The organism is Advenella sp. S44, assembly GCF_002810445.1.
In the GTDB taxonomy this organism is placed as follows: Bacteria; Pseudomonadota; Gammaproteobacteria; order Burkholderiales; family Burkholderiaceae_B; genus Advenella.
Map to the genome: position 1 here is coordinate 1 of NZ_NEXS01000001.1, position 24,417 is coordinate 24,417.

Below are 24,417 nucleotides of genomic sequence, written 5' to 3' on the forward strand. Positions count from 1 at the left end.
GGTTTATTTTCTTCTACAAGCGGATCAAACTTGCTGCCTATATTTAAAAACTTGATCTGTTTTATTGAGTTATTCTCTAGATCCGCGAAACGTGACGTATGAGAATTTCCAGCCAAATTAATCCCTTGACAATAATTTCGGATCGTAAAATTCTTAAAATGCAGATTACTATTGGTTAACGACTCACCATTTTTCTTAGGAATCCGAACCGTAAAAAAAGTTGCCAACCGACTACCTTTTCCATCAAATATTACTGCTCCAGCGGAATTTTCGATCGGAGAAAAATTTACTTGTGCTCCATTAAGATCCAAGTTCCAAGCAACAGCATCGCCCCTGTGAACCCCCGAAGCAAATAGGATATTTATGATAGATTTTGAAGTCAGGTCATCTCTTTTATTTAGCAATTTCCTTGCCTCTTCTAATGAAGTAACTACCAACGCTTTTTCAGTAGATTCTGAAGTCTTTAGATAGTCAGGAATTACATAAATATTGATCGGGGTAGCCGCATATGCGATCACAGGCAACAATAGTATCACTGAGGTGAACAACGAATATAACGAGGATTTCTTCATAACTATTCCATCAAAATCTCAACTTGATACTGATTAAACCTGAAGGATTTGGGTTCCTAAAACTATGCTCTAGAATCAAAAGAAGAATAAGTTCAAGTTTGCCTTCAGGAGTTTGACTTCTGTTCTTTTACGCCATAGCCGAAATCCCAACTGTAATTCTTTCGCACCAGCAGGGATATTGAACTTCACGGTATCCTGGATAAGCAATCTAGGGCCTGTAGACAAATAAGAAAATAACCCCACATTATCGGAATACTTTAACCCGACATCCGTAAAAGAGTAATTCTCATGTTCAAATTTTAAACAAAGTAACGCATTGTTCTCGATAGCATCTGCACCACAATCTAATTCATACTCAAGGATCGCGTGCGAAAATTTTGACATATCACTTGGAATAACTACCTTACTTGACCACGACATATCTACCGTCAAATTGATACTATTCAGGTCTGAGCGATAAACCGATAATCTAGGAGGATCATCCGATTTTTTTAAATACTTTTCTAGACGAGAGGCTAAGACACTCGCAACCACGCAGGACCCTTCCGCATTAGTATGCACGTCATCAAAAAATAATTTCTTGTTCCCACCCATCGCCTCATGCAAATCGAGCGAGTCGAATCCCTCTGATCGGAACATTGAATACAGCGTGTCATATATAAGGCTTCTCTTTTCGCACATTTTTCTGTAATAGTTATTATCTAATACATAAAATGAGTCATCAATTTCATTGATAAACGGTGTATTAGCCACTAACAGATTTATGTTGAAAAATTTGCAAAGCTCCTTCAGCGTTCGATAGACATTTTTAAGTTGCGAAAGATTTTCTTTTGCAATGTCCGGTTGAGTGCGCTCACTGGCCGACGCCTGATTTAGTGTAGAGAATAATTTGTATTTATTCCAGAACCCCGCCTTGAAGCTCAAAGCGTGGGTGTCATTAATAGAAATACAAAAAAGGATCGTACATGGCGCATACGGAACGATCTTATTGAGTACAACATTTAGCAAATTTAAGCTCGTTGACCCGGAAACCCCACTGTTTAATACTTCGACAAGATAGCCACGGTTAAGTAAAATTTTCTCTAGCTCTGAATGTATACGCTGATTTTGCGAAGTATACATATTCTCAATAAAAGATCCTCCCAATAAAAATATCTTTTGAGAGGATTCAATATAATTCCCAGATATCATGAAACCATCATCGTTTACCGAGCTCGCATACGATAAATAGCGATCTAGAGTAGGTCGGATCAACTTATACGACTCTGTCGGAGTATGCACTCGACGGGTCAGTGGTTCCTGCTCTTTTAGACGGATAAGACGTTTTTTCATGCTTACATCTAATTATTACGGATGTAATTAGTGTACCGCATTCAATCACGGTAGATAAAAAACTCAATTAACTGTGGTAAGAATTTTGCAGGGCTTATAAAAATACTTATGCTTACTACATAAATGAGCCCGCATCGTATGCAATTATTCCTAAGCGATTTTTCTTATGCTCAAATTCCCAATCGCTTTCACAAATCAGTTTGGAAAAACGAAATTGATCACCAGGTGATACAAATTGAATACTAAAGTTATGCTTTGAATGTTCAGGCAACGCCCCGACATCGTAGGCGATCACCGGTAATCCGGTGAGCGCGGCCTCCAACACTCCATAACCAAAGGACTCGGACAATGAGGTACTACAAAAAAAACCTTTTCTATTAACTGCAAAGCGATATAAGCCCGCCATATCGGCTTGTGAAACATTGAAAAAAATCCTGATACGTCTTTCTAAGCGCATGCTTTGGATTTGATATAGTACATGAGCTAGTCGGTTCACATCGTTTTCCAAACTTGCAACCATAACTCCTACGTATTCTGTGGGAAGTTCTGCCACCACAGTCAAAAAATCTCTAAAATTTTTTGTTCTATCAAATCTCCCAACCCATATCAGCGGTCTTACAACGCTCCCAAATTGAGGAAATTCAAGAGATGTTCCTTCAGGACAAAAAATGGATGTATCCACAATATTTGGCACAATCTTTAGCTTTTCTGCCCATTGTCCAGGAACAAATGGCAGAACTAAATTCAAAGAATATTGACTTGGAACCCATATTTCGTCCAAATGGGAAAGATCTAATTGGCAAAATTCTTTCCCTATGGTGGCGAAATCTGAGGTATGAATCTCATAAATCAGTTTACTGCTTGATATTTTTTTTACTAATTCATGCAAAGTTGTAATCCGTATTTCATCATATTCTACTTTGCGAATTTCAGTAGCCAAATATTCCGAGATATTGTCGTGATCTATCACTGTGACATTAACATTGTTCAATACATTAAAGGATGTTATTCCTCCGAAATTTCTAAGAAAAATAAAATCAAAGTCAACGCTTGGCTCAGCAATAGCTCTGTTCCTATAAACCGTTGTCATCCCACCCAAACTGCAATTCGGATAAATAGTCAGTACACGTCTACGAGGTAATCTCATCGATAAACCCTATTAAAGCTGCAGCTCGATAACTCCATGCCATAGTTTTTTTGCTAGCCCAAAACCCCTCGCAATTCAGATCCCCATTCAATGTCATCTCTACAGCATCACGTAGACCAGCTGCACTCCCGTCATATATCAAAACATTTGATTTACCCCTCATCGGCCCATCTGGGCTGGCCAAAACCGACAACCCCATCGACAAATAATCGTAAACTATTATTGGATCAATTGACATGCTTAATGGGTTTTTCCTCAACGGAACTAGGCCAATTGACCAATTAGAAATAATTTTTTTATAGTTTTTATATTTTCCTCCCTCGAATATTCTTATATTGTCAGGCAAACAAAGACCCTCAGGAATATCGTCACCTATGATTTCAAACTGTACCGCGGGAAACTCTTGCGCAACGCTCACCACTGATGGCCAGTCCAACCATACAGGATCCAAGCTTCCAAAGTAACCAACAATATGAGGCCCGATCGGCTTGCCATTGCAACTCTGTTTTGTTTGTAAAGTGCTTCCTTCACCAAGCAACGCCGTTGCGTTTGGGATAAGCGCTATTTTCCGATCGACGCCAAAGGATCTGGCTTTCTCACGCAATTCCGTACTAACCGCTATTACACCTTCCACGGATCTTGCTATCGTAGCTTCAACCTGAAAACTATATGATTTTAAGAGCTTCAATCGATGCATATCTTCTAAGTCGTGGCCCATATCATATAAAGTACACCAGCCGCAAGACTGCAGGCGCTGTATAGCACTAAACGCATGGATATCTGCGGAACAACTAGATACGAAGATATTAAGATTTCCGCAGCGACGCGCCAGCTGCGTCAACACATCTGAAAAGTGAGAACAATACTCGTGAATCACATATTTCTTGAAGAGAATTTGCAATTTAACGCGCTGGTCCTTTGCTGAAACAAGAATTATGACTGCCGCTCCAGTACGGGCGATCTCCGCTCCCAAAGAGCAAACCCTCCCCCCACTAAAGCCATCGTCAATAGTTGGAGGGGATGAGTAAAAAATAATCAGCCGCTGTTGCTCTGAGATATGATTCAGCACTTCTTCGATGAGCATCTTAAAATGACCTGCCTAGAGTATCTGTAAGAGGTATTCTCACTCGCAAAATATCCAAACATAATTGTGCTTAAGATAAAGCAACTGTTTCGTGTTCGTCAACGCTTTCTCTATCGTGTTTCTATGGGCGACATCACCATAGAAAACTTTGATTTCATCCGTGTGATTTCGCCCCATAGGTGATAACTCCCTGGCGCAGAAAATTTCTTCTCGCCTCAGTAAAAGTAAACTTTTGACTGACAGTTAACACATCGTCTACCAATTTTTCAATTTGGCTTTTGTCCCTTGAATACTGCATCAATAGCTGCACAGCTTCGTCAACTGTATCTGCAAATAGCGGATACTGCTTACCAAAGACCTCTTCATTAATTTCATTACGAGACAAAATAACAGGAACTCCAGCCGACGCATACTCCAGGATTTTTGTTGAAAGTTCTCTAGTATTCTGTTCAAGCTCTTTATGGCGGAAAGCCCATCCAATATGCATTTCTGGCAAAGAAGACATAACTGTCTCTCGAGCCACTGCTTTGTGCCAGACTATACCGGCACCGTTCTTTAGCCTGTCAGCAACAAATTTTTTAAATGCAGGATCGTCTGGAGGATTATGTATCTTATCCCCAAAGATATGGAATTCCACATTTTTATCGAAAGCATATAATCGTTCAAATACCTCAAACATCTCTCGTATACCCCACAATGGGGCAAATTTTCCGGCGTAAATAATTTTTAACGGTTGCTCGTTCCGGAACTTAAGATGGCCCTGCTTTCCGGCCTTCGGGTCGGGTATCATCGGAGATAAAATCGCCGTCCTTCCTACTGTCTGAGGAAACAGCTCTTCCACATATCGTTTGAATTGCTCTGTTTGGCACAGTACTCTATTCGAATAATCGAAAATTCTGTTTATTACTGCAAGCTGATCAGCCTTAAACAGATTCTTTTGCTGAGGCAAATCTGTTATGTAAGTCCAAATCTTATTTTTTAAATACGGAAACTTCGTTGCATTATCGCATAAGTCCATTCCTCGTAAAATGACTGCGCTAAAACCATAATGCGCGTCTTCTTGTTCAATTGCGATTAACGCTTCTAGCGTAGTTAAATTGGCATTATCGGCTATTCTTGGCTCCACCAACCGAACCTTTCCTGACAAATTTAATAGTGGCGCAATAATATGTACACTTTTGATTCGTGATTTGAGAAATAAAGTTACATATACTCCTTTAATGCCGGCTAACGTTTCAGCCAACGACACAGCCCAAATTGCCGATCCATCTGTTAAGTTTAGGTTAACATCGCCATAAATGGCTATGTTAATGTTAGTTCGGTCTGCTTCTTTATCATCCTGTTTAAGGTGATAAGTTTTTCCATTTTTTATTAATTCAATTTCATGTCGAATCGTATTCTCAAAGCCGGAAATTGATCTTACTTTTTCCGATGCTGATTTCGACATTTTACTAAAGAGTTCTGCATTTAAATATAGTTTCTTTATTCCTTCAGCTAACTCCTTAGGGCTTTCTGGGTCAGCCAGAATGCCGCAATTTTCGTCAACGAATTCCGGAATTGCAGCAACCCGATTAGTGATGGGAACAAGCCCAGACGACATTGCTTCGTCTCTAGATACGCCCTGAGTATCCATCCGTGAGGGTACTAAAAATAACCCATATTCTTTGTGCAGTGATGCAATCTCGCTTTGAGTAACAAAGCCCTTATGCAAAGAAACGTTCGCGAAATCTTTGATTGGTTCCAATGTACTTTCAAACAAAGGACCATCTCCCACGAACTTAAACTGTAGTTCATTAAAGAACGGTTCCTGAGAAAGCTCTTTTACTGCCTCCACAGAAAGATCGTTTCCGTAAATTGCCGACGCATAAGGGCGAATTGACAATATCTTCGCTCTGGAAGATGAGTCTTTGGCTATATATGGGAAAAACTCGTTGTTGACATAATTGGGAATAACGCTATAAGAACTCTTCTCTAATCGGCACCCGAAATCACTCTGAACTTCGTTTGCGAGATAATCCGATACGAACACTAGCAATAATTTCTCGCCTACATTTTCGAATATATCAAGCCACATTTCTTGCGCGCGATCGCTAGCAATCCTAGCCTTCTGGAGCGAGCTAGCGGTGTCAAACCGAACAGCGCGACGATACCAAGGTTGAATCTCCGCTCCGTGGATCCAAATGTATATACTGATTTTTCCCAGGTATTTCTTGAGTACATTCCAAATTTTTGAATCGATGAAATGCACTATAATCTTCTTCACCGTACCTTGCTGAAGAAGATTATCTAAAAACTGATAATCGGAACTTAGAACGTCAATACCTTCAAATTCACGGTACTCAATATTTACATGTTCAGATACTCTAAAAACCTCGAAATCCAAATTTTGTTTCTTATATTCTTTAATCCGAGAATGTAAGAAACCATATTTATACAAATCGCTGTAATCCGGATATTGCTTTGTCAACACCAGATTCTCAGAGCTAGATAAAAGAACACTTGGCTTCTCACGGAGATCTCCCAAAATCAATCGTTCAAAAGCTGCTTCTCCTGGTCCCTGAAACCTGAAACCAAGCTTAATCATATGACAATTTTTGGGTATGGTAATTGAGTAAGCAGCGCCAACTTTATTCATTGCGTGCTCTATCTTTTCTCCCTTTGCGTCAAGAAATACATATATGGTCCTGGCATCACCAGCGACCTCCCCATCGCATAAAAGCTGGAACCTATTATTAGTTTCAAAATTTAACTCGGCCCGAGTGAATAGCTTGGTTAGATATATATATTTATGCTGATCCGCTTGTAATGACGATTTGACGACTAGTTTCGAATTCGTAAGCGAAAATCTCAATGTATTTGCAATTTTCTTCGGCAGGTACGAATAAAGCTCCTTGGCCGAAATCCCAGGAAGTTTTTCAGCAGAATCTACCAGCCCACCTCTCGAACTAGGGTTTATCGTATCAACGATACGATAAACCGTATTTTCCAAATCTAAACCTTGGTTATCTATTTCAATGTCGCTTACCATCGAAAGTATACGTGCTAAATCTAATAAGTCTGCGTCCCTACAATAGTTGAATTCGTCTGTACTAAAGAATTCTCCTTTAACATTTTTTTCCAGCTGCTCTTCGGAATGAATATTTGCAGCCGCAAACGCAGACAATCGAAATAGAGAAGCCCTTATACTCAACGAATTAACTGAGTGATACTGAGCCCCATCATTTACTAAGCTTAAAGCGCCTTTTTTTGCGCAGTTGTAGTACGCAGCCTTCCCTATTACGGGAAAATCGGTAGCATATAATCTAGCTAAGGCCAGATCAGTCAAATAATTAATACCGTAATAGTCCTTTTTGCTGATTGGTGCAACAAACTGAGCACCATCCCGTCTTAGCGCAGGCATGAGTTCCGACGCGTCCGTTACCACGGTAGCGAGGCCTTGTTGTTCAGTTCCCGACACGGGCAAGTTGGTGACGATATAAAGTTTTTTGTTTGGATAATTTTGTTGATCAAAGGAATTAACCAGTATTTTCATATCACCGCGTGTTGCTGCAAACCCGACCACCGCAATACTGGGATCCGGTAAAGCTAAATTCTTTCTCGTTATTTTAGACAATACAAAAGCTAATCGATGGCTATACGTATGTTCACTTAAAACCTTCCTCAGTCCTAATAGGCGAAATTTTCTATAATAAACTTCATCCTCACATAGTCTTTTGAGTCTCTCCATTAGTTCAGAGCGCGCATCTGAAGAGACCACCAGATCACCAAACAGTGTCCGAAGACCTCGAGAGAAATTACTCACAACTATTGTGTTTGAAGCCATAAGCTCATATACGCGCCTGGCAAACATAGTTTGAGAATACTTGATTGTATTCATATTGATGCCAAACTTGTAGCCTTTATATGCCTTATCTATTTCTTCGACAGGCAAACATCCAACAATACTGGCGTCGTACTTTTCTGGAAACTTTAAATGAGGATGAGGATTTTCGAAATTACGGTCATAAATATCGACAGACTTTAACTCTTGCCCAACATCGTAAATGTTATCAAAGTCTCGTTGCCGCTCCGGATATCGTAGATAGAACGATCCCGCGAAGCTGAAGGCGTCTTTTCGATCAAAGTACTCAATCGGGTTATGACTCGCAGGCTGAGCAGCAAACGGTAAAAGATATACTCGGCCATGACCTACCTCGAACTTGTATTTCTCAATACAATCCACGTCAGTGGTGAATACGATATCTACTCGCTTTGCAATTGGCAAAAATCGTCCGAAGTGGAATGGATCTTCCTTATTCCAAAACACGACAGGTATTTGGTTTTGCTTACAATAGTCGATCAACTCTATTGCTTCTTGAGAGATATCGCTGATTTTTTTTGCCCAAACTTCCTCAATGCCCTTCCATGCTGACTCCAAAAATAAGATATCGGGCTTTTTTTCGGCTAATTCAGCTTTCCATGTATCTGGACGAATTTGGAACAAATCACACTCATCTTTAAACGAATGATAAGTAAATTCGTCCATAATGCAAGCCATGCGTAAATTTTTTAAATTTTCGACTAATGATTCAAGATCAGACGCATTGTTTTCACGATCGATTTTGTCAGTATTGGCATGAGGTTCGGAATCGTAATTTATTTTTTCCAGTACGATATCATCCGACTTGCTCCGATCCGAAACAAATTCGGTACTGCTATCCAAATTAGAGATCTGGTCTGTCTTCAATGCAGGCTCAGCAATTTCTCTGCTCTCACTGCGCAGCGGTTGTTCCTCACTTGTTATATGCGGGTGATTGGTGTTTACGCTTTGGTTATTCTCACTCAATGCTTTTTGTGAAAGAGGTTTATTACTGTTTGCCGTATCAAGATCGCCTTTCCTTCTCCGCTTCGAATCGCGACGAATGGCTAGCAATGTTTTAGGTAGGTTAACAAATGCACTCCACGATTTGAATCCGTGTATCAGCGCATATCCGAGTCGAAATGAGACAGTATTTCTCACCATTTCAACTTGGTTTTGGAGATTAATAATTTTTTTATCTAACGATTCGAGACGGATTTTTTGCTTTCTGGTTAATTCTACTGCCGTAGCATGGTCCTTTTTTACCTCAGCAAGTTCCGTCTTTATTTTTTTGACTTTTCCACGAACCAAACGCCCATATTCCAACTCTTTCGCTAACCTACTTTCTACAGCAGAATACTTATCAAGCAGCAATAAAAACTCGTCCGTTCTAGTTCGATTTTGTGTGTTTTCAATCGCATCCTTAATCACACTTTCTGGACGCTCTTCATTTGACTTTGACGTACTCATTCCCAATTCCCAACAAGCTAATTTGTTCGTAGACATTTACTGCTCACGTAGCCAGTAAGCGCTACAGTACAACTCGTACCACTCTATCAACTGGTGTCAGACCGTATTTAATATGGTAAGCCATTTCATACGGCCATAAAGAAGCTATTAGCCGATGCCACGCCTTCTACGAACCGCTCTAGAAGACGCAATCACCGTTCAACTACTCACAAAACTACCAGATCCCTTTCGTATCCACCAAACGTTGCGTGGCCTGTATTTCGGGCTGTATTTCAATAAACTCTTTGTGATCGACTAAAACGACAAGTACATCTGAATTTTTAACGGTATTTGCCAGTTGTCCCAACTTAATTTGCGTACCCTCAAATCTGCTTGGCAGCTCTTGTATATTAGGTTCCACAGCGGTCACTTGTCCTCTGTATTTTTTCCCTAAGGCTAGTGTAATTTCAAGGGCTGGGCTTTCTCGTAGATCGTCAATATTTGGTTTGAAAGCCAAACCGAGGCAACCTATTTTTATTTGTTCAAGGCTCTTATCTGCCGTCACTAACTCTTCAACGGCTTCATGCACTTTTTGCTGGACCCACTCAGGTTTGTGGTCATTCACTTCCCTCGCCATTTTTACGATACGCGCCTCCGCTGGCGTCTTATTAACTATAAACCATGGATCAACAGCGATACAATGCCCACCTACCCCACAACCCGGCTGCAGTATATTTACCCGTGGATGATGGTTGGCAAGTTTAATCAATTCCCAAACATTAATGCCAAGCTTATCGCAAATTAACGATAGTTCGTTTGCAAATGCAATATTCACATCTCGAAATGAGTTTTCCGTCAGTTTGCTCATTTCCGCAGTTCGCGCATCAGTAACAAGCAACTCTCCTTCAACAAAAATTCGATAAACATCGATCGCTTTTTGTGAACAATCTTGAGTAATACCGCCAATAATTCTATCGTTCTGAACCAACTCTCGTACCACGTGGCCAGGCAATACGCGTTCAGGACAATAAGCGATATGAACATCCATGTCAGTACTTTGCGCACTAGTCGGAAATTTAAGATCAGGCCTAGCTGCAGCTAACATTTCCACCATCTTCTCGGTGGTACCGACGGGAGAGGTCGATTCCAAAATAACAACATCCCCCTTTTTCAACACAGGCGCTATTGATTGAGATGCTGCCAGTACATACGACTCATCTGGTTCATGGTCAGCTTTAAACGGAGTGGGCACTGCTATCAGAAAAGCATCAGCAGGCTCAGGCATATTGGTAGCCCGTAGAAATCCTTCTGAGACAGCGGCGTGCACAATCATATCCAATTCAGGCTCTACGATATGAATCTTGCCTTGATTAATAGTGTCTATCGCGTGTTGATTTACATCGACACCAATAACCTTGACTTTGCGCGACGCAAACATCGCCGCTGCTGGCAAGCCAATATATCCTAATCCAATTACAGAAATTGTAGTACTAGCAGATCGTTGTGTTGTCATTAATTCACCTGTTGATAATATTTACGGTCGTACATTACAAGCGCTTCCGAATCTCATTAATTATTCGTTCACATGCTTTCCCGTCACCGTAAGGGTTGTGGGAAATGCTCATAGTGTTATATGCATCATCGTTAGTCAGGAGTATGCTAACCTCCCGTTCTATTACGCTTGGATCAGTACCAACCAATCTCACTGTGCCTGCCGCAACTGCCTCAGGTCTTTCCGTCGTATTACGCATAACTAACACTGGCTTCCCCAAAGAAGGAGCTTCTTCTTGGATCCCGCCAGAATCTGTCAAGATAATCGAGGCCCGCCTCATAAGATAAACAAAGGGAAGATAATCCTGAGGCTCGATCAAGTGTACGTTTAAGACCTTGTCTAAAATACGCCCAACGGGCTCTCTCACGTTAGGGTTCAAATGCACAGGATATAAAAAATCGACATCGGGAAACCGAACTGCTAATGCCTTAATAGCAGCGCAGATATTGATAAAGCCTGTACCAAAATTCTCGCGACGATGTCCGGTGATCAACACCAACTTGCTGTCCACACGTAAGAAAGGAAATTTTCCCTCAAACCGTTCTAATAAACCCTTGTCAGACTCTAACTTCTCTTTAACCCAAAGCAAAGCATCTATAACCGTATTACCAGTGACCAGTATTTCTTCCGCGGAAACCCGCTCTTTCAGCAAATTTTCTTTGGATTGGTCAGTCGGCGCAAAATGAAATTTAGCCAACGCTCCTGTTAACTTCCGATTCGCCTCTTCAGGCCATGGAGAGTAGATATCTCCCGTCCGCAGACCAGCTTCAACATGCCCAACGGGTACCTTATGATAATAGGCTGCTAGCGCGGTAGCGAATGTAGTAGATGTATCGCCATGCACGAGAACTAAATCAGGTTGTTCTTTCTCTAAAACTATCTCTATCCGGTTCAATATTTCAGTAGTAATACCCGCCAACGTCTGCCCAGGCTTCATTATATTTAAATCATAATCAGGGGCTATCTCAAACAGCTCCAATACCTGATCCAGCATCTGCCTGTGTTGCGCTGTTACGCAGACAACACTTCTTATATCGTTCTGTTTCTCGAGCAATTTTACCAGCGGCGCCATCTTAATCGCCTCTGGCCGTGTTCCAAACACAGTTAGAACTTTCATTTATTCCTCTTCGTATTTTTCATGTAATCTCCGTAGAACTCTACCCAACATTCATAATCCCACCACATTGTAATTGTAGTTAGTCAGGGTGGCATATTTATGAAACGTACAAACAATGAATTAACAAATTGTTTCGTACATATGTATGCCTTCTTCAATATCTTCGAATTGCAGCACCATGCCATTTTGGACTAAAAGAACATAATCGCACATTGCCCGAACCTGAGACATACTGTGGGAAATTAAAATAACCTTAGACTTGCTGATCCTATTCTTAAAAGCCATTTGAGCCTTATTCCTAAAATGAGCATCGCCCGTTGACATCGCTTCATCAATTAAGTAGTAATCAAAATCGAATGCAAGACTAAGACCAAACGCTACTCTGGACCGCATACCTGATGAAAAAGTCTTCACTGGTCGATCGAAGTAGTCTCCTATCTCCGCAAACCGCTCGACGTATTCCACAATCTGACGAAGCTTCTCTCCATCGGCTCCATACACACGGCCAACAAATTTCACGTTATCTCTGGCCGTAAGTGAACCTTGAAACCCTCCTGACAGCCCTACTGGCCACGAAACAGAGCCTCTCGTTATAATCTTTCCTCTGTCGGGCATATCAAGACCAGCAATCATCCGCATAAGCGTAGACTTTCCAGCACCATTTCTACCAATTAAAGCGATATTTCTATTGTCAGGCGCATAAAAGGAGAGATCACGAAAAATCACAACGCGCCCGGTAGGCGTCATATACGATTTGGTTATATTTCGAACCTCGATCATGAGGCCACCAGTTTGAATCGGCGAATTCGGTAGAGACCTAAAGAAATTAATAACAAGAATACTGACACTTTGAAAGGATAGACAATGGTCACATCCACGTGATCAGGATAATAAGGAAAGGTAGCCAAACGCAGCTCATCAATAATATGCACAAATGGATTCCACAAAAGCAAATTTAGCGCATCTGCCGGTAGTACCCAAATCGGAAATAACACACCAGACAAGATATAAACTGGAAAAAAGAGAAGTCTGATAAAAACTTTTGAATCAGGAAACACATCAACAATCATGCACAGTAAAAGACCGAGCGCGAAAGAAAATACCACACCAATAGCCAGCACCGCGGCCCAACGCAATGGGTCCACCATGCTAACTTTATAACCAAATATAAATCCCAATAAAAACATAAATATTAGGTATACGCTAATAGAAATTATGATTGCAATAACGGCACGAGCAATGATGGTATCGAGTGGCTTTATTTGTCTATAAGCAAAGAGCGCTTTGTTCGCGTCGACGGCAGACATAGACTGAAGCGCAATATTTCGCATCAGAAAAAAAGGAACCATCCCCGAGACTAAAAAAAGCGGAAAATCGATCCCACTCCGGACGGAGATGTTCCTAAAAGAAAATACCATCATATACAACGCTATCTGGGCAGCCGGTTCAAAAAACACCCAAAATGCACCAAACCTTCTCGCACCAAACCGCCCTTGTAGTTCCCTTAAAATAAGAGCAAAGAGCACCGAGGTCGTTATGCGCAACGAAGAACGTTTTTCAAGGGTCATAGTCGAAGTTATAATCTGGAAAGAGTTCTACCCAATACTAACGTTTGAACAATTGGCGAAATGATTTTCTGCCATTCGTATACTGGTGCGTTAGTCACATATACAGCGTCGTCGGGAAACACTTGAAATGCCCGTGCCAGGAAAATTGCCTCTGGACGGCGCATATCAAGTTTGAATACTTCAGCAGCCGGCTGACCTTCTTTCGGCTCCTGGTTAATCCTAAACACAAATACGCCTTGAGGATCAGCTTTTTGTTCATCAAGCCCACCTACAGAACCTAGAACCTCTAATAAGCTTGGATTCCTTGCAGGTAAATCTTTTAACCCCGGTTCTTTTACAGAACCCATTGCAACAAAACGCTGCCGAGCCCTTTCCAGAATGATCTCTGATCGCGGTGACACCTGCCGATTCTTGCCACCAAGCACGTCGTCATAGTTAACCGAGTATGCGCTTTTCCCGTTTCTTACTACAACATTGATAAGATGTGGCTCAAGCACTGGTCCACCAGCCATATTCACCGCATCTAAAATAGTGAGTGGCCCCTGGAGACTAGAAAACCGTCCGGGTGTCTTAACAGCACCTGCTACCAAAACAGAGCCTGATAAATCTCCTACCATCTCACTGTGCACTTGCGGATCAGTAGCTGCCGCACCTTTTAATTTTTTTCTGACAGAATTATCAACTTGAGTTAGTGTAAACCCACGTACATTGACAGTACCGACATAAGGCAACGAAATTGTTCCATCAGACGAGACCCGGACGTTATTAAAAATAGTCCCCCCTGCTGACAATGGAGCAAAAACACCACCTTCAGCAGAATCGGAAATCATAATTTTGATCACATCTCCAGGGATCAACTGAATAGAAGTTGTTCCTGTCTTAGAAACTTTTGCGGATGCCGGCGGAGGGGCTTTACGTGAGTATTCCGCTATATTATCAGGAGCCAAGTCAATAAGTGAATACGGCAAAGCTGGATCTTGTCCCGCTGACGACGATGTAATAGCACTGGAATACGGTCCAGTTCCGGATAAGATAGATCCACACCCTGCCAACATTACCAAAACACCAATTGCGCTCAAGGTTTTGAAAAATAAACGCTGATTAGTAGAACCAAAGCTAAATGAGAGTGATTGCATAGTATTTGTTCACAAAAGAAAGGTTGTGTGTTTGATGTTATTCATGCGTAACTCAATCCATGTGATCTTCAATAGTGGCAACAATAAAACGCACAATGCCCAGAAGCGCCAATAAGCCAATAAGAATCGTAACTAGGTTATAGGTTCGATTTGGATATACTGCACTATCTGGCAAATTCGGGCTTACAACCACCGCTAAGCTGCGAAATTTTTTGTTAATCTCTATACGCGTGTTCTGCAAAGAAGCCAAGCTGATTTTATAAGCTTCCTCTGCTATTCCTGCTTGTATGCTTAAATCACGGAACTTTGCAGCAACTGTATTGAGCTTGCTCCCACCTCCGTCCTGTGCGATAAGCCGCTGAGTTTCCACCTGCAACTGCTTCTCGATTGCACTGATTTTTCGACGCTGCTGCTGAACCTGTGGAGCTCCTGAAGTCAAGGACGATGTGAGGGCACTTAATTTGGCTTTTTCTGTCGCAAGTTCAGCCTCCATTCCAGCGATCATGGAAGAGCGTGAAGTGACTGTCGCTTCCGCATCGAGCAAATTATTTTGGGCCTGAAATTGTAACAATTCGTCGCGTTTTACTTCATACGCAGTACGTGCAGTAGCAAGCTCTCGCTCTACGAATGTCAATTGATCTCGCGTCAGCTTATGCGATAGCTCATTAACAAAATGCTCGCTTTCTCTCAGAATTACATCCAACACGCGCTGCGACATATCCGGATCAAATGCTTCAACCTGTATTTGCAGCAACCCCGTCTCGTCATCGAAATGGACCTTGACCAATTTACGATAGAACTCGATAGTGTCCGATTGAGAAGCGTCACCGCTAAGCCAGTAAAATGGGTCACTATAAACAGATGTATAGTGCTCAGTCCATTTAAGTTCTTTCTTTAAAACAGTCAGCATATCATTTGACATAATATACTGCCTTAAGAACAACGTCTCTTCCCGCGAGGTTGGATTCGTCGCTCCCAGCAATAAAGCAAGCCCGGGTGCATTACTAATAGCCGGATTGGCATTGTCAGTTTGTCTGACGGCAACCTCAGCCACACTAACATATCTGTTCGTGGCAAATAGGGCGTAATATACGATTGCCACGATCATGGGAATCAGAACTATGCCAATAAATAGGAGCCGGTTTTTCGAGGATGAATTTGACATCTACAAGTCGCTGATAGTTTAATCGTGCATGGATTGTAAAATGAAAACTCCATTCAGATAACGGATTTGGATACGAACAACGGTTTTAACTTAAAGCGAATTTTATCTATCACAAATAACTTGTTGATTTATATGTGAATTTTTATTTGCCTTGAAATATAGTTTCATGTATGTTACTGCATGATACAATATTTCCTGTGCATTTTCGCGGTATTCTAGCAACTATGTACGTGAGATTCCTACAGGAAAGCGTATTTATGGATAAGGACGTTTAAACAATTGTGATAATTGAAGGAATCGAAGCGTTCAGCGGCAAAAATATTTTGCTATTGCAGGGGCCAGTTGGTCCTTTTTTTCGTCGCTTTGCAACCGATCTTCGCAGGCGTGGCGCCAATGTGCATGCGATCAATTTCAATGGCGGTGACTGGCTGTTCAATCGTAAAAACGCGATCAACTTTCGCAAGCACCCCAGGGAATGGCGCAACTTCTTCGAAAACATCCTGAACGACCTGGACATTGACATTGTCTTTTTATTCGGCGACTGCCGCCCCATTCACATTGTGGCTCACCAAATTGCCACCCAGTACGGGGTGCAAATAGGCGTTTTCGAAGAAGGCTATGTGCGGCCCAACTTTATCACGCTTGAAAAAAATGGAGTAAATAACCACTCCAGCGCAGCTCGGGAGGCTCAGTTTTATTTCAGCCAGAAAACCATTCCCACGCCAAAAGAAAAACAGGTTGGTTATGCCTTCCCGCATATGATGCTATGGGCGTTTCTATATTACGTGTGCAGTTTGATGCTCAAGCCGTTCTTCTGGCATTACCGTCATCACCGGCGGCTGCATATCATTGAGGGGTATATCTGGACCCGCAGTTTCCTGCGCAAGGCCTATTACCGCATCACGGAGCGGAATATGGAAAAAAATCTGACCACAAACCTGTCCAAACAATATTTTCTGCTGCCGCTACAGGTTTATAACGACGCACAGATCCATACCCACTCGGACTTTGCCACGGTAGAAACCTTTATTCGTCATGTGGTTACATCGTTTTCCAAGCATGCGCCGCTGGGTACGCACCTGGTTATCAAGCACCATCCCATGGATCGTGGCTATAACGATTATTCCAACTGGTTGCAGCAGCTGGAGTTTCTTTACGATCTATCGGGGCGGGTTCATTACATTCATGATCAGCATTTACCGTCGTTGCTGGATCACGCCATTGGCACGGTCGTGGTAAACAGTACGGTTGGTCTGTCTGCATTGCTGCATGGATCGCCGCTCAAGGTTTGTGGCCGGGCCATGTATGACTTCAAAGGGCTAACGTTTCAGGGAACGCTGGATGAGTTTTGGCGGGAGGCCGCCGATGAAAAGGTGGACACCAGCCTTTTCGAGGCGTTCCGAAACTATTTAATTGCCACAACGCAGATCAACGGCAATTTTTATAAACGTATCAAGGGCGAAAAGGCGGCTACGGGTTTGTCCTGGATGGCCCTCGCAAATGGCGCTGGCTCTGTCCAGCCCAACAAGTTTCGTTCCGATAGCCATATCCATGGCTGACTGCTTTAACGCCCAGCTTTAAGTTACCCGCCCCCATGACGAATAACATGCTGCCCTTGCGCCTCGCCCAGGTTATCGGGCTGGACAAACCAGGAGTCGTTTACGGTCTGCAACTTGCCCTTAGTGCCTGGCTGGCGTTTGCCGTTGCGTCGTTTCTGCATATTCCCAATCCGTTCTGGGCCGCCATGCCGGTGTTCGTTGTCGCCCAGGCAACCCGCGGACTGGCGTTCGAACGCGGGCTGTATCGGTTTGTAGGCACGGCGCTGGGTGCCTTGGCCGGCTTTGGCATGATTCATTTCATTCAGGACGCACCCTATGCTGCGCTATTAATGTTGGCGCTATGGGTCGCCGTGTTCGGCGCCTTGACCCATCTGCTTTACGGCGTGCAATCTTACGCGATGCTGATGGCGGGGATTACGGCTGTGGTCGTGGTCATTCCGTGCCTGTTCGCGCCCGAGAACTATATGCAACTGGCGCTGGCCCGGGTGGAATGCACATTTATTGGGGTGATCATGATTACCTTGTCTTCTGCTCTATTCACGCCCAATGCCGATCGTGATCGGTTTTATCTGTCTGTGTGCGAAGTTGCGGCAAGTGCCTGTCATCTTCTGGGTACAACACTTAAAGGCACGACAAAAGACGGCGCGGCGCAGGAAGCCGAGATTCTGGACAAGATCAGTCGCCTGGAAGCATCGGGCATTGCGATCATGGCCGGCTCCCCCATCGCCGCAAAACAAAAGCGGGTGATCAATGCCGTGATCGTCTCGACCATCGGCCTGCTAGCTACCTCGCGCCGGCTACACACTCGAAATAGACCAGGCAAGCCGCTGGCTCCGGAGCTGGGCGATCATCTGCTGATGCTATCGACGCTGACCAAGGACAACGCGCCGCAGGTTTTGCGCCCTGAGCCTGTACAGCAAATGCTGGCGTTGGCCCAGGCAACGGACCCGACGTTGGCGCAGCACATGCAACGCCTGCTCAAAGGGGCCAAGCAGTTGCTGGCCTCGGACCAGGAGGCAGCGCGCTTTGTGTTAGGCACGGATACACCCATGCTTGCGCCCGCGACACATTGGGGGCTGGCGCGCCAGACCGGTCTGCTGTGTGGGCTGATTACGCTGGTGTCGGCCTCGCTCGCCTATGCGGGCGGCTCTTTTATTGGAGAGATGACCGCGCTGGCCACCGCCATGTTTTCTCTGGTGCTCGGTTCCATGATCAAGCCGCAGATCGTCGCGCCTTTTCTGCTTAAGGGCATTATTGCCGGCTCGGTTATCGCTGTTGGCTATCGGCTTGTGATTTTCCCGCATATCCATAGCACGGAACTGGTTGTGATATCGCTTCTGCCCTTCCTGCTCATTGGCGGGGTGGCCAGGGCCAGCAAAATGTTCGGCTTTCCGGCGCTGGATGCTACGATGGCGTTCCTGCTGGGCAGCCAGGCCATGTTGCCGGCACGCGTGGTGACGCCGCTGCAAGTGATGGCAGAGTCGGGATCTATGATTCTGGCAGCATGCATTGTGGCCGGCGGCTTTATTTTGCTGCCACGGCGCAGTGACCGGCATGTTCATGAAGCCACGCGCACGATTAATAAGGATTTATTCAGGCTGATCAATCACAGCGGCAAGCTTGGCGAGCAACGCTGGATGGCACGATCGGTTCGACAGACATTGCGGCTGACGGCGCACCTGGCCCAGTCAGGGCAGCGGCATAGCCTGGCGCCCGCACATATTGTGTCGGCTTTGAATTTTGGACACAGTATTGCGCAGCTGCACAGTTTGCGAGACACCTGGACCCCACATACTCGGGACATTCTGCAAGACCTGGACGCGCAACTGAACACCTTTACCGAAGAGCCCAATACGCTCGCCGCCACCCTGATGCAATACGCCAGGGACGTGCAACAACCCGCGGTTGCGGATGCGCTGTGGTCTGCCTCTGAGGCGTTGATCACCGGACGGGACTTTTTCTCGTACCGCCCGGGCATTCGCCGCAGCCAGGCGTGACGACTTAAAAAGATCCGAACACAGTACCCAGGGTGATCACCGTGACTACGGCAATTAGCGGTATCACAATTGTGACGGCTGCAATGTTCAGATAAGACTGGCGGTGCGTCAGCCCGCAAATAGCCAGCAACGTGATAATGGCGCCGCAATGCGGCAAGGTGTCAAAGCCGCCCGCAGACATGACCGCCACGCGGTGCAGCAGTTCGGGGCTGATATTGTTTTCCTGCGCCAGGCGCAGGTAGTCTGCCCCAAGCGTTTGCAAGGCAATGCTCAGGCCACCCGAAGATGAGCCGGTAATACCGGCCAGCGACGTCATGGCAATGTTCTCGGAAATAAGAGGATTGCCAGGCGCTACGCCCAGCACGAATTCCTTGATGATGGCAAAGCCGGCCAGGCTGGCGATCACCGCACCATAGCCGACTTCGGATGCCGTATTGAAGATGGGCAGCATGGAACCGTAAGCCCCTTTGTTGATGGTCCCTTGCAGGTCTGTCCAGTGGCGCAGCCGCGTAATAATGAGCCACAGGCAGGCAACGACAAGCGAAATAATGATGGCCCACAGTCCCACCGCGCCTTTCACATTCATTGCGGGGAACTTCTCCTTGAGAAAGGCCAGGTCCATCCCTTCGAAGATGCCGTAGGTAAACAGGGCATTGATGCCGATAACCAGGACCAGCGGAATGATACTGCTGACAAATGAAATATTGTGGTCTGTGCTGATGACCTCGTCGGCAACGCCATCGTCATGATTGCCATAGCCTTCTCCAGCCGCTTTTGCCTTGCGGGCGCGACTCACTAGCCACAACATGCCCAGTCCAAACATAATCAGGCCTCCAATAATACCCAGGCCAGGCGCTGCAAAGGCGTTGGTGCCGTAATAGGGAATCGGGATGGTATTTTGAATGGCCGGCGTGCCGGGTAATGCCGTCATGGTAAAAGTAAAAGCGCCCAGCGCAATGGCAGCAGGCACCAGTCGTTTGGGGATATCTGCCATGTAGAACATGACTTTTGAGATCGGATAGATGGCAAAGGCAACCACGAACAGTGAGACGCCACCGTAAGTCAGGATGCCGCAGGCCAGCACAACCGTAAGGATGGCGTGGCGCGGGCCCAGTACCCGCATGATCCAGTTGGCAATAGAGGCGGCTGCGCCCGAGTCGGCCATAAGCTGGCCAAACAGCGCGCCCAGCAGGAATACCGGGAAGAACTGCAGCAGGTATTTACCCAGCGCAGGCATAAAGGTTTCGGTGTAGATCGGCAAAAGCGCCGCAACGTCGCCAGAGAGCAAAACGGCCAGAGCCGCCATAAGTGGTGCCAGGATCAGAACGGAATATCCCCGGTACGCCAAGTACATCAGCAGAACCAGAGATATCATGATAGATATCATACTGAACAAAATAATCCCCTTGTTGAAAGGAAGCGGTGATACGTTTTCAGTACTGGAAAAAAGCAACCGGCCAGTGCGGCACACTGAGTCAGGCCATGCGCCGAATTAGTTGATTTTTCCAGTTCATTGAAAGATTGGCAGCCATTATAGGGATTGAATATGGCAGGACAGCACAAGAGTTATCGCATTAGTATTAACCCTTAGTTTGGTGTGAGTATGCCAGGGATGGTCCGGGCAATCTGCCAACCGCGAAATGGGAGGGCGAAGGCGCGCCAACGCCCATGTCGCCGCGCTTGGCTCTCCTTCTTATGACGGCAGTGCAACAACGGCTATGTGCCATCGATAGAGCGCGAAATAGCATTACGCCTCATTAATGGAATATTTTTCGTTCAATGAGCGACGCATTCAAAAGACGCGGCACGATTGATATCGCCACTACCCGTGTATCTTGGCCATGCCGGGTATTCACAAAGCGGACGGGTTCTGCCTGGTACGCCAGCCGTGTCCGCAACAACTTGTGGTCCCGGCTCAATGCCCTTTTCCACCCAATCCTCCAGTGCACTTAGGGAATCCCAGCTGGCATTGAATACCGTGCTCACGGCATGGCCATATCCTGGGATCTCGTAGTATCGCAGGAACTGATCGGCTTTCTGTTTGCCCATAGTTGCACGCACACGTCGCACGTAATCTTCGGTCGCCCGGGTGGGCACCAGACCGTCAGCAACACCGTGGGTAATCAGTAGCTTGCCGCCGTGATCGGCAAAGGCTGACAAGTCGGTCTGGTTGATATCCTGCAGCCGGGTCAGCTCATCAATACGTTTGCGCCATTTGCCCGGCCGCTCCGGGTCCAGCGACAGACTGTTGAAAGCGGGGTCCTGTGTAATGAAATACTTGACCCATTGGTCCCAGAAACCGGCATGGTAAGGCACGCTTTGGCTGCCGGCCGGGTTGGGCGGCATCGGATAAGCGGGCGCAATAGACCCCAGGGTCAGATAATTGACGGTTGCCTGCAGTTTGCTGTCGCCTGCGGGGCGCCCCAGGTCCACGCCCCAGACGTTAAAGCCCGCATGGCGTACTTCTCCACTGCCCACCGCAGGCCGAAACACGATATCAGAGGCCAACACCTTCATGGCCTTGATCTGTGCATCCGACAGGCATTGGTTGCCGGTGTCGCGCCCATTCTCGCAGCGTAAGGGCCGGCCATCCACCGAGACAGTCGCAGGATCGAACATCCGGTTGCACTGCCGCTGGTTGCTGATCACCCCATCACGAATGCCATCGAGCGCATCGCATGCCTGCATGCCCGCTTTGTACAAAACAGCCCGCTTTTCCGGATCGGGGTAGGCGCCGGGCGCTGCCAGTGCGCGCGTGATTCGACCGAATTGCAAATCCAGCGATGCGGCTGCAAAAGCCGGGTAAAGGGCGATGACGCCATTGAAATCCTGCGGCCACTTTTGAACAACGGCCAGCCCCTCGCGCCCGCCGGTAGAGCCGCCTGCGAAATATTTCACTTGTGCCGGCTTGCCATAATATTTCGCAATCAGTTGCTGGGCAGTATCATGGGTTTTCTTAAGTGCTTCATAGGAGAAGTTTCTTAGCGCTTCGCGATTGAGCGCAAATATGCCGGGGTTGGCCGGGTCGTCGGCCAGTTGATGGCCTGAATCGCTGCCATAAGTGGCATAACCAAGACCAATCGGATCGGGCTTGTCCACCGGACCGGCCGGCAACAGGTCTGTGGTTTTGGCTGGCACACCATTATATCCCCCGCCACCAATCATCAGCGATTTGTCGTTCCAGTGTGCAGGCAGGTTCAGCTGGAATTTGATGGCTGGCGCCGTGGGGTCCACCGGCGCAATATCACCCAATACCTTGCAATAGCCTTGATGGGATTTGGGCGAGTCCGATACCGGCGGCACATACTCGGTAGCGGTGACCGTGGCGCCTCGGGTAGGCAGACCGATAGAGGAAGCCGCAACAGTGCCGCCCTTCAGTTCACTGCAAGAGCCGATAACCTGATCAGGATCAGCGGTCGCGACACAACCGGCGAGAATGGCCGGGCCGCACACGGCGCCCAGCACAGCGACAAAACGCGAAGGTATAGCGGACATGGCCTCTCCTCTTTCCTCTATTGCATCTGTAATTGAATTTTTACCAGATACTAAATGCTTTTGAAGAAAATGGAAAGGGCCGCATATATACCGCTCAGGCTCATCTTGACGGCAGCCGATCGACGTGAAGTCCTCAAGAGGCGGCGATGACCGGCAGTTGATTTTCATCCTTTGCCAGCGCCAATCTGCCGCTGTCCTGACCGGTGTATCCCATTACGCCTGTATTATCCAGTCGGCCTCAAAGGCTGCATTATCCAATCTGGTGTAACCGGCGCGCATTGTCAGAAAGGCACTGACCGGTCAGCTTGTACCGGTCAGCTTTAACCGATCCGTTTATCGTTCGATCTGTTCTTTCCAGTCACGGTTAAGCTTGGGACGAACTTTATTGATGCCGCCCCAGTCCACAACCACGACGTGCTTCATATATTGTTCAAAGTCGCCCAGCATTTCCTTGTGTTCGGTTTTGGCGGCGACATTTTTGTTGGACGGGTATTGTCCGAATTTAAGCGCGCCTTCCTGTGCCGGGACCGACAACAGATATGAAGCCAGCTTCTGTGACAACTCTGGTTCACTGTTTTTGGCGATCACGCACTGGGCCACGGCCAGCAGCACTGAACCTTCTTTCGGGTCAACATACTCCACCGGCAGGTTTTTTTCCTGTAGCGAATAAATGGCCGTAGGCGTCAGCGGGAACAAGGCCGCTTCCCCGGTTTGCGTCATCTCCGAAATTTTGGCAGAGCTCGGAATATAGGCGACCACATTCTTGGCAACGGTGTCTTTAAATTTGCTCAATGCGTCCTGGTAATTGTTGTCGTCGCCGCCGTCAATACGATTGAGCATCAGGAAGGCATGCAGACCATAAGTGCTGCTGGCGACAGACTGGAAGACCACTTTACCCTTGTACTTGGGATCGGCCAGATCTTTCCACGAGGTAGGCGGCGCCCAGTTGTTTTCCTTGAACAGTTTGGTGTTGTAGGCCAGCCCGGTCATCGTGGTCATCACGCCGGCTGCCATGTTCTTGCCGATCAGCGTTTCCGGGTACAACTCGGATAAGGCCTTGTCGTCTTTGATGGGTTCGCACAGTCCCATTCTGGTTGCGCGATTCATGATGCCATCATCCAGAAACATGATATGCATTTGCGGCTTGTCCTTGAACGCCTGTGCCTTGGCCAGAACGTCTGTTGACGTCCCTGGCACTACCACGATTTTCACATTGTTGGCTTTTTCAAAGGCTGGAAAAACGTGCTCTTCGAAACCGCGCTGCATGTCGCCGCCGTTCATGCCGACATAAAGCGTTTTCTGTTCCGCGCTCGCGTTGGCGCCCGTCAGCATTCCGGCCACAGCCAGCATGCAAGCCATAACGACTGGACGTTTTTTTACTGATACTGATTTCATCTGTGTTCCTT

At 46.0% G+C, this 24,417-nt stretch carries 16 protein-coding genes; 2 read left to right on the plus strand and 14 right to left on the minus strand.

Annotated elements, in window-relative coordinates:
* The 11 genes from CAP48_RS00005 to CAP48_RS00055 form a co-directional block, all read right to left on the minus strand.
* Nucleotides 1-572 (minus strand): hypothetical protein (locus CAP48_RS00005; protein WP_153045637.1); only part of this gene is annotated, 572 nt, incomplete at its 3' end.
* A gap of 75 nt (nt 573-647) precedes the next feature.
* Nucleotides 648-1,904 (minus strand): SGNH/GDSL hydrolase family protein, encoded by a 1,257-nt coding sequence (locus CAP48_RS00010; protein WP_153045638.1) that lies wholly within the window; start codon nt 1,902-1,904, stop codon nt 648-650.
* 115 nt (nt 1,905-2,019) lie between these two features.
* Entirely contained in the window at nt 2,020-2,994 is a 975-nt protein-coding gene (locus CAP48_RS00015) for a glycosyltransferase family 4 protein (RefSeq protein ID WP_161495163.1), read from the minus strand.
* Between the two features lie 40 nt (nt 2,995-3,034).
* Entirely contained in the window at nt 3,035-4,135 is a 1,101-nt protein-coding gene (locus CAP48_RS00020) for a hypothetical protein (RefSeq protein WP_100693996.1), read from the minus strand.
* Nucleotides 4,136-4,289: 154 nt separating this feature from the next.
* Nucleotides 4,290-9,443, minus strand: a complete 5,154-nt coding sequence (locus CAP48_RS00025; RefSeq protein WP_161495164.1) for a glycosyltransferase — start codon at nt 9,441-9,443, stop codon at nt 4,290-4,292.
* Between the two features lie 214 nt (nt 9,444-9,657).
* Nucleotides 9,658-10,935, minus strand: coding sequence for a UDP-N-acetyl-D-mannosamine dehydrogenase (gene wecC, locus CAP48_RS00030; protein ID WP_100693998.1), 1,278 nt, complete (start codon nt 10,933-10,935; stop codon nt 9,658-9,660).
* A 34-nt stretch (nt 10,936-10,969) separates the two neighbouring features.
* Nucleotides 10,970-12,091 (minus strand): non-hydrolyzing UDP-N-acetylglucosamine 2-epimerase, encoded by a 1,122-nt coding sequence (gene wecB / locus CAP48_RS00035; RefSeq protein WP_100693999.1) that lies wholly within the window; start codon nt 12,089-12,091, stop codon nt 10,970-10,972.
* 120 nt (nt 12,092-12,211) lie between these two features.
* On the minus strand, nt 12,212-12,871 hold the full coding sequence (locus CAP48_RS00040) for an ABC transporter ATP-binding protein (protein ID WP_100694000.1): 660 nt from the start codon (nt 12,869-12,871) through the stop codon (nt 12,212-12,214).
* On the minus strand, nt 12,868-13,659 hold the full coding sequence (locus CAP48_RS00045; RefSeq protein WP_100694001.1) for an ABC transporter permease: 792 nt from the start codon (nt 13,657-13,659) through the stop codon (nt 12,868-12,870). Before CAP48_RS00045 ends, CAP48_RS00040 begins: the two co-directional genes overlap by 4 nt.
* A gap of 8 nt (nt 13,660-13,667) precedes the next feature.
* The gene (locus CAP48_RS00050) at nt 13,668-14,795 is read right to left on the minus strand and encodes a polysaccharide biosynthesis/export family protein (protein ID WP_100694002.1); all 1,128 of its coding nucleotides are present in this window, start codon (nt 14,793-14,795) and stop codon (nt 13,668-13,670) included.
* 52 nt (nt 14,796-14,847) lie between these two features.
* On the minus strand, nt 14,848-15,849 hold the full coding sequence (locus CAP48_RS00055) for an ABC transporter permease (protein ID WP_242444272.1): 1,002 nt from the start codon (nt 15,847-15,849) through the stop codon (nt 14,848-14,850).
* Between the two features lie 392 nt (nt 15,850-16,241).
* On the opposite strand from CAP48_RS00055, the gene CAP48_RS00060 reads away from it, so the two are divergent.
* Complete coding sequence (locus CAP48_RS00060; RefSeq protein WP_100694004.1) at nt 16,242-17,519, plus strand: capsule biosynthesis protein; 1,278 nt, start codon at nt 16,242-16,244, stop codon at nt 17,517-17,519.
* A 35-nt stretch (nt 17,520-17,554) separates the two neighbouring features.
* Nucleotides 17,555-19,516, plus strand: coding sequence for an FUSC family protein (locus tag CAP48_RS00065; protein ID WP_100694005.1), 1,962 nt, complete (start codon nt 17,555-17,557; stop codon nt 19,514-19,516).
* A 4-nt stretch (nt 19,517-19,520) separates the two neighbouring features.
* Here CAP48_RS00065 and CAP48_RS00070 read toward each other — a convergent pair whose 3' ends face one another.
* From CAP48_RS00070 to CAP48_RS00080, 3 genes are all read right to left on the minus strand, one after another.
* The gene (locus CAP48_RS00070; protein WP_242444273.1) at nt 19,521-20,891 is read right to left on the minus strand and encodes a GntP family permease; all 1,371 of its coding nucleotides are present in this window, start codon (nt 20,889-20,891) and stop codon (nt 19,521-19,523) included.
* 401 nt (nt 20,892-21,292) lie between these two features.
* Complete coding sequence (locus tag CAP48_RS00075; protein WP_100694006.1) at nt 21,293-23,011, minus strand: tannase/feruloyl esterase family alpha/beta hydrolase; 1,719 nt, start codon at nt 23,009-23,011, stop codon at nt 21,293-21,295.
* Between the two features lie 333 nt (nt 23,012-23,344).
* Nucleotides 23,345-24,406: an ABC transporter substrate-binding protein gene (locus CAP48_RS00080; RefSeq protein WP_100694007.1), complete on the minus strand. Its 1,062-nt coding sequence runs from the start codon at nt 24,404-24,406 to the stop codon at nt 23,345-23,347.
* Between the last annotated feature and the right edge of the window lie 11 nt (nt 24,407-24,417).